Below are 7,100 nucleotides of genomic sequence, written 5' to 3'. Positions count from 1 at the left end.
AGACTACCTTTGAATTACTTAACACACAGCAAATTAATCAATTTGCAAATATTAGGAAAGCAAAAGCTTTCCTTTTTTTATGCTCAAAAAAAAGACTGCCTCACTTTTGAGACAGCCTCTTTTTATTTTTTATAGTAATTTGATCTTATCTTCCTGAATATCGATAATTTTATCTTTATAAAGTCCTCCAATGGCTCTTTTGAAGTTCTTCTTACTCATCTGAAGTTCATCTTTAATCTCTTCAGGAGAAGATTTATCTGATACATACAGCAGACCATAGTTTTCTTCCAGCCTGTCCAGGATTTTCTGTTTGAATTCGTCAATATTTTCAAAACCTTCCGGTTGTAAAGAAATATCGATCTTTCCATCTTCACGGATTGCTTTGATATACCCCTTTTCTTCTGATAAAGGATATAGCTTTTTGAAAACATCGGAAGCATACACCAATCCGATATACTGTTTGTTGATCACTACATTCCAGCCCAGTTCACTTTCGTTCATCATGATCAGATCCACTTTATCACCTTTTTTGAAAGGCAGATCCTGATATTGTGGGTTTCTTTTGAATTTTGTGGTTCCGGTGATCAGTTCCATATCTTCATCTACATAAAGGTAAACCAGATACCTTTTCCCCTCAATGATCTTAGTCTTCTGCTGTTTGTAAGGGATAAACAAATCTTTGATGATTCCCCAATCCATAAATGCCCCGCTCGGAAGACTCTGCACACAGCTCATTACCGCAAATTCTCCTACTTCAGCCAATGGAATCTCCGTCGTAGCCTTTAGTTTATCATCATCCTGATATACAAAAACCTCAACATATTCTCCTGCTTCCTGCTCTTCGCGAATGAATATTTTAGGAAGAAAAGCTTTTTCACTGGATTCTTCATCTATTAAGATCCATCCTGAATTGATTTTTTCTGAAATTTTTAAAGTCTGAGTTTTTCCGAGTTGCATTGATGATAAAATTAGCTGACAAAGGTACGGAAATTTGAAGATTTTAACCTACTGAATATTTTCAAGAATCATTTTATCTTTCAATCCACTTCGAAAACCTGTACATTTGAATAAAAATACCTTACGCATGAAAAAGTATTTTGCCCTCCCCCTTTTCCTGTTCAGCATTATTTCCTATGCGCAAATCCTGGAAAAAACAGCTATTAATGTTGGTTATCGTTACACGGGAAGAAATGTTTTACAAGCCGGGTTGGCATTCAGAATCGGGGAATCTAATTATAAATCAGTCATTCTCGGGCCGTCTGTTCTTTATACCCGCATCGACCGGACAGATAAATTTGTTCCTGAAGCAAATATCAACTTTATGAATAACGGAGCTATGTTTGGTATATCCGGGAACCGCTATTCATTGGAGCCCAGAATCGGGATTTCATTATTTAATGCTATTTTTCTCAATACGGGGTATGCTTTTCCTATTCATAAGGAAAAATATTTTAAAGGAATCACTTTTGGAGTGCAGCTGAATATTGCTCCCAATGGTTCAAAATTTTATGATAAGATGAAAATAATGTGATTATTTCTAGAGGAAATTTTTGTTGCTTTTTGTTGCTAATACTTTAATTTTAATCGCCACGGATGCAAGAATAAAAAAGGATTTTTGCATAGGCTGTAATTATAAAACAGCATTCAATTTTATCGTAGATAAAATCCTTGCACCTTAAAAATAATCTGCTTTAATATCCTCTCGCGTCTTTGCGAAATCCAACATGATAGGAGCATATAATATTTCATTTCTGAAATTGCCTTACTCACATTGATAGTTACTAAAATATTCGTGCATCCGTGGCAAAAAAGATTATTCGGATTTCGATATATACTCCATCACTTCCCGCTTGCTGCTTTCAAAATCAAAAGCATCGTACACCAGGAAATATCTGTTTTTGTCAGCACAATTGGAATACATGGATTTTGCCAAAGCTATTTTATTATTATCAAAACTCAGTGCTTTTACAAGATCCCTTATCTGGGCAGCAGTAAACATAGAACTGCGCATCTGTTGTTTGATCATTGCCAATTTACCATCGTCAAACTTCTCATTTCTCTGCAGCATTTCAAAAAAACGTCGGAAAGAATTGTTATCCATAGTGTTTCCTGAAGGATACCAGTCTCCTCCGGATTGGTTTTCATAGGGATTATTCCAAATATCATCCCAGTCATTAAAACCGTATTGCTGATTTTTAAGAGGATAAGAGTCTAATAGAAACAAGCCTTCATGAGTAAAAAAGTCAAGAACTGTCCTATTGTTATTGCGGAGCATCAAGGTAGTTCTATAAATCAGAAAGCCGTTTTCATAAATTGATACAGGCATTGTTCCAGCCTGTAAATCGAAGAAACGGTATTTCCCATTTCCATTGGCTATCATCTGATCTCCCACCTCAACTGTGAAAAAACCTCGCTCAGGAATTCGCAAAAATACTTCTGCATATCCGTAATTTTTCTGTACGGGTTTATAGTTTTTGACTCTATCCGGAATGATAGGCCCCCAGCTCTTATAATCAGAGGTTCTATTTTTATCATTTATTCCATCAGGAGCCTTCATCTCGCTCTTAGAGGCTTCATTCTTTAGTAACTTCCCTACTTTTCCAGCTTCCTGTGCCCATGAGCTGATGCTTGCCAAAAGCACCCAACTGATAAAAATCTTCTTCATACCTTAATTTTTCAAAATTGAGTCTCCATTTTTATGCCAAAAAAGGAATTATTTCAAAGATTATTTTTTACTACAGGTATATAGCATTTTCATCATGAAATAAAATACAAAGAGACTGCCTCAAAACGAGACAGTCTCTTTATTTTTCAATATCTAAATGATTAAATCTTTTTAATCAATATTACATATGAATAGGTCTTTTCGCTGTAGCATCCAATGCAGCTTCTTTAATCGCTTCTGCATAAGTTGGGTGAGCGTGAGAACTTCTTGCAATATCTTCAGCACTTGCACGGAATTCCATAGCAATTACTCCTTCTGCAATAAGGTCAGCAGCTCTTGCTCCTACAATGTGCATTCCTAAAACTTCGTCAGTTTTTTCATCTGCAATGATCTTCACAAGACCGTCAATATCACCACTTGCACGGCTTCTACCTAATGCTCTCATTGGGAAAGAACCTACTTTGTAAGCTACTCCTTCTTCTTTCAGCTGCTCTTCAGTTTTACCAACTCCTGCTACTTCCGGCCATGTATAAACAACACCAGGAATCAGGTTATAGTTGATGTGAGGTTTTTGTCCTGCTAATGTTTCAGCAACGAAAACTCCTTCTTCTTCAGCTTTGTGAGCAAGCATTGCACCTTTGATTACGTCTCCGATAGCATAGATGTTTGCAACGTTAGTCTGAAGGTGATCGTTTACTTTCACTCTTCCTCTTTCGTCAAGTTCTACTCCTGCTTTTTCAAGACCAAGACCGTCTGTATAAGGTTTTCTACCTACAGAAACTAAACAGTAGTCTCCTTCTACTACTACTTCTGCTCCTTTTTTATCTTTCGCTGTGATCTTTACAGTATCACCATTTCTTTCAACTGCAGAAACCGCTGTAGAAAGCATGAACTTCATTCCTTGTTTTTTAAGAACTTTAGTCAATTCTTTGCTTAAAGCTCCATCCATTCCAGGGATGATTTTATCCATAAATTCAACAACCGTTACCTGAGCTCCTAATCTTAGGTATACGGAACCTAATTCAAGACCGATTACACCACCACCGATTACTACCAGGTGCTTAGGAATTTCTTTAAGGTTTAAAGCTTCTGTAGAAGTGATTACTCTTTCTTTGTCTAAAGAGATGAAAGGCAATGTAGAAGGCTTAGAACCTGTTGCAATGATTGTATATTTAGATTCTACCGTTTCAGAAGAACCGTCATTTTTAGTAATTTTGATCTGAGTAGCAGACTCAAAGCTTCCTACTCCTTCAAAAACCGTAATCTGGTTTTTGTTCATCAAATAGCTGATTCCATCTGTATTCTGCTTGATCACTTCGTTCTTACGCTCGATCATTCTAGCAATATCCGCTTGAGGCTCATTGATGATAATTCCGTGACCTGCAAAATTGTGTTTTGCGTTTTCGAAATGCTCAGAGCTGTCAAGAAGTGCTTTTGACGGAATACATCCAACGTTAAGACAAGTTCCGCCTAAAGTTGAATATTTTTCAATAATTGCTGTTTTGAAACCTAATTGTGCTGCACGGATCGCAGCTACATAACCACCAGGACCGGAACCTATTACGGTAACATCGAATTGACTCATGTTATTGTATGAATTTGTTTATTATTATCTATCTTAATTCTCACAAATTTACATATAAATTACTAAGCACCAAAGTGAGTTTTATCAATTTTAAAAATGATAATTATATGCTTTATTTTTATGAAAAGTATTATTTTATGAACTTTATAGTTTCTTCACTCCCCTCTTTCAGGTAAATGGCCGTAAAGACAAGTGGTTTTTCAGCTGACGCATTATCAAAATGAAGGATTTTCACATTTTTGGGCTCATAAAAAGCATCTCCTTCATGAAGTATTACTTTTTCCTGGCCTGCTATCTGAAAAACTGCTTCACCAGAATTTATTATTCCTAAAACGGGACAGGGATGCAAATGCTCAGGAGCCCCTTGCCCTGCTGCCATTGTTATCTCCTGAATTTCTGTGGATTTTACTTTCTGATCAACAGTGGTTTTTAACAGTTCTTTTCTGGAAATTGCTTTCTGCTGCGCAGTTATTACAGCAGAATTCAAGATCAAAACAGTAATGACAAGCCGTTTCATTATTTTAATATTTGATATTAATTTTACTTCTATTTTTTGATAAAACCAGCATAGAATATTACAGACTAATATTCAGTTTTCCTTGTCCAAATGTACCTGTGCTTTCAAAAAATGAACCTCCATAAACATACCATTCAAGACTTTCCAGATATTCTACTGCATTTTCCGGTGTAATCTGGGAACGGTCTTTTTTGGAAACTATTCCTTTGTACCATCTTCCTGAATTGGAATAATGTTCGTATTCAACAAAGTAATGAATCCATATTCTTTGACATAGCTTGCATTGTTGAATACTTACTTCGCCATGTCTTCCGTTGGTATGATCTGTTCCTAATTCAGAACTTCTATATTCAGTATAAGTGTGATCAGGTTTTTCACAGGCGCATCCTATTTTAGGAATCATTTTCATTGCATTTCTTATTTGAGGTACAAAAATACTAAAAACCTACCAACCTAAAGTTTATGACCAAAGTATAGTATAGCTGATTTTATGATAATCTTCCGTTTTTCAACCGGATATAAATTTTAATATTAAAAAGAATCATAATCAACGTCATCAACAGAGACGGAAGAATCTGGCTATAAGGTTTAAAATCCGGTAAAAGAGTTCCCACAAATGCGGATAAAAGAGCCCCCATTGCGCTGATCATTTTGCTCGAATGTTCATACCGCCACAAATTGCCATATCGGGATACCGGAATAAAGTATCGGAAAATATCATAAGAAACTACCAGCAGCAAATATCCTACTCCTGAATAAATAACCACAGGATTCCAATAGAAACCTATCAATTTAAGGTAATATATAAAAACGATTGCTATGGTAAGAGCTGCCAGCATTGCCAAAAGATCTTTCACATAAAAACGGTTGGTTTTCTCCTTTAAAATCCTGAAACCCGAATAGGTATTATACCCCGCCAGAATAGTGATCAGCAAAAGAAAGAGGTTTCTCTTGAATACGATTACTCCGAAAGCTCCTGTTGTTACCACAATGATCATGCAGTACATGAAAACGTAACCTAGCTTCCGGTGTAAAGGAGTTCCTTTTTTCTTTAAAAGGATCACGAATCCGACAATGAGCGCTATTGTTCCACTGATGACATGTACGATAATGTTACTTAAATGAAGAGGAGTATCCATACTTTTTTAATGGCAAAAGTCCTCTAAAATACAGGTCCGGTCGTCCTATATGATCGGTTAGGACTCTTTTCCAGTGGACTCGGATCGCTTAAATTCGGAAGGGGTCATCCCGGTTTCTTCTTTAAAGATCTTGTTGAATGTTGATTTGGAATTAAAACCGGATTCGAAGGCTATTCCCAGAATGGAATATTTTTCAAACTCAGGATTTTTAAGTTTTTTCTTTACTTCCTCTACGCGGTAGGCATTCACAAACTTGTAAAAATTCGTATTGAGATTTTGATTAATAGCCTGTGAAAGCTGATGGGTCGAAATATTCATTAGCAGAGACAGCTTCTGAAGACTCAGATCTTCCTCCAGATAAGGCCGATTGTCTTCCATAAACTTCAGCAGCTGATAAGATATTTCCTGGGATCTGCTGTCATTCTGAGCAATATTTTTCTCCGTTTTTTCTTTCTCCACCGGCGGATCAAGAGAAACCGGCTGATTAAAAACAAGACTTTGCCTGAGACTGAAGAATACAATACAGAACAGGTATCCGCTCTGTACCAGTGCCACAGCCTGAAAGATCTTATCAAAAGGAATCACATCAGCCTGGGTTCCCAAAGCAATCATACAGAAAACGCCGATAAAAAGGATGATCAGGGAAACTATAATATACTTTAGCCAGTTGAGATTAATTTTTTCCAGAGCAGAATAGTATTCGGGAAGCTTTTTCTGGTATTTCTTTAAAGCCAAAAAACACAGAACAATATAAAAAACAGGAACAACGGCCATCGGGATGGTCATCAGATCCAGCAGCCCATTCCGGTTTTCTTCTATGAAATAAGGAATGCTATTTCTAAATCCTATCCTGCTGTATAATTCGGAAACAGCAATAAAAAGTAAACTATATGCAATAAAGAATGCAGAATGCCGGATCAGGTATGCGGAACTGAACTTGATATTGAACGTAATTGAAATGACATACAGATAAAGTATTCCCATGCTCAGTACCGGAAGTGCAAAACCAAAAGGTTGGAATACTTCGGAAAATAAGGATGGAAACAGATAGTAGACAAGGTTGGCGGAACATACCAGCAGCCAGATGATAAGGTAGTAGTCTGCAGAAATATTTTTCTTTTTAGACAACAGCAAGGCTATGCACATCAATGCCACTGTAATCCCTGAAAAAGAAAGACTTTCCAATATCATAAG

8 protein-coding genes are annotated in these 7,100 nt (G+C 36.5%); 1 reads left to right on the top strand and 7 read right to left on the bottom strand.

What is annotated here, in order from left to right; all coding sequences use genetic code 11:
• Window positions 1-129: 129 nt before the first annotated feature.
• A complete protein-coding gene (locus tag AC106K_RS24180) occupies window positions 130-957 on the bottom strand; it encodes a CvfB family protein (RefSeq protein WP_482448109.1) in 828 nt (275 codons plus the stop codon).
• A 127-nt stretch (window positions 958-1,084) separates the two neighbouring features.
• On the opposite strand from AC106K_RS24180, the gene AC106K_RS24175 reads away from it, so the two are divergent.
• On the top strand, window positions 1,085-1,531 hold the full coding sequence (locus AC106K_RS24175) for a hypothetical protein (RefSeq protein ID WP_482448108.1): 447 nt from the start codon (window positions 1,085-1,087) through the stop codon (window positions 1,529-1,531).
• A gap of 282 nt (window positions 1,532-1,813) precedes the next feature.
• Here AC106K_RS24175 and AC106K_RS24170 read toward each other — a convergent pair whose 3' ends face one another.
• The 6 genes from AC106K_RS24170 to AC106K_RS24145 all read right to left on the bottom strand — a co-directional run bounded on the left by AC106K_RS24170 (window position 1,814) and on the right by AC106K_RS24145 (window position 7,097).
• Complete coding sequence (locus AC106K_RS24170; RefSeq protein ID WP_482448107.1) at window positions 1,814-2,665, bottom strand: proline and serine-rich protein 1 family protein; 852 nt, start codon at window positions 2,663-2,665, stop codon at window positions 1,814-1,816.
• 181 nt (window positions 2,666-2,846) lie between these two features.
• Entirely contained in the window at window positions 2,847-4,250 is a 1,404-nt protein-coding gene (gene lpdA, locus AC106K_RS24165; protein WP_482448106.1) for a dihydrolipoyl dehydrogenase, read from the bottom strand.
• A gap of 130 nt (window positions 4,251-4,380) precedes the next feature.
• The gene (locus AC106K_RS24160; protein ID WP_482448105.1) at window positions 4,381-4,767 is read right to left on the bottom strand and encodes a cupin domain-containing protein; all 387 of its coding nucleotides are present in this window, start codon (window positions 4,765-4,767) and stop codon (window positions 4,381-4,383) included.
• 58 nt (window positions 4,768-4,825) lie between these two features.
• A complete protein-coding gene (locus tag AC106K_RS24155; RefSeq protein ID WP_482448104.1) occupies window positions 4,826-5,170 on the bottom strand; it encodes a hypothetical protein in 345 nt (114 codons plus the stop codon).
• A gap of 85 nt (window positions 5,171-5,255) precedes the next feature.
• The gene (locus tag AC106K_RS24150; protein ID WP_482448103.1) at window positions 5,256-5,906 is read right to left on the bottom strand and encodes a DUF2306 domain-containing protein; all 651 of its coding nucleotides are present in this window, start codon (window positions 5,904-5,906) and stop codon (window positions 5,256-5,258) included.
• A gap of 57 nt (window positions 5,907-5,963) precedes the next feature.
• Complete coding sequence (locus AC106K_RS24145) at window positions 5,964-7,097, bottom strand: helix-turn-helix domain-containing protein (RefSeq protein ID WP_482448101.1); 1,134 nt, start codon at window positions 7,095-7,097, stop codon at window positions 5,964-5,966.
• Between the last annotated feature and the right edge of the window lie 3 nt (window positions 7,098-7,100).

Source organism: Chryseobacterium sp. FR048 (assembly GCF_056844665.1).
This window is presented reverse-complemented; position numbering and strand designations above follow the sequence as displayed.

Coding starts and splice junctions, on each gene's coding strand:
- AC106K_RS24170 (WP_482448107.1), bottom strand. CDS start 2,665: ATGAAGAAGATTTTTATCAGTTGGGTGCTTTTGGCAAGCATCAGCTCA.
- lpdA (WP_482448106.1), bottom strand. CDS start 4,250: ATGAGTCAATTCGATGTTACCGTAATAGGTTCCGGTCCTGGTGGTTAT.
- AC106K_RS24180 (WP_482448109.1), bottom strand. CDS start 957: ATGCAACTCGGAAAAACTCAGACTTTAAAAATTTCAGAAAAAATCAAT.
- AC106K_RS24145 (WP_482448101.1), bottom strand. CDS start 7,097: ATGATATTGGAAAGTCTTTCTTTTTCAGGGATTACAGTGGCATTGATG.
- AC106K_RS24150 (WP_482448103.1), bottom strand. CDS start 5,906: ATGGATACTCCTCTTCATTTAAGTAACATTATCGTACATGTCATCAGT.
- AC106K_RS24175 (WP_482448108.1), top strand. CDS start 1,085: ATGAAAAAGTATTTTGCCCTCCCCCTTTTCCTGTTCAGCATTATTTCC.
- AC106K_RS24155 (WP_482448104.1), bottom strand. CDS start 5,170: ATGATTCCTAAAATAGGATGCGCCTGTGAAAAACCTGATCACACTTAT.
- AC106K_RS24160 (WP_482448105.1), bottom strand. CDS start 4,767: ATGAAACGGCTTGTCATTACTGTTTTGATCTTGAATTCTGCTGTAATA.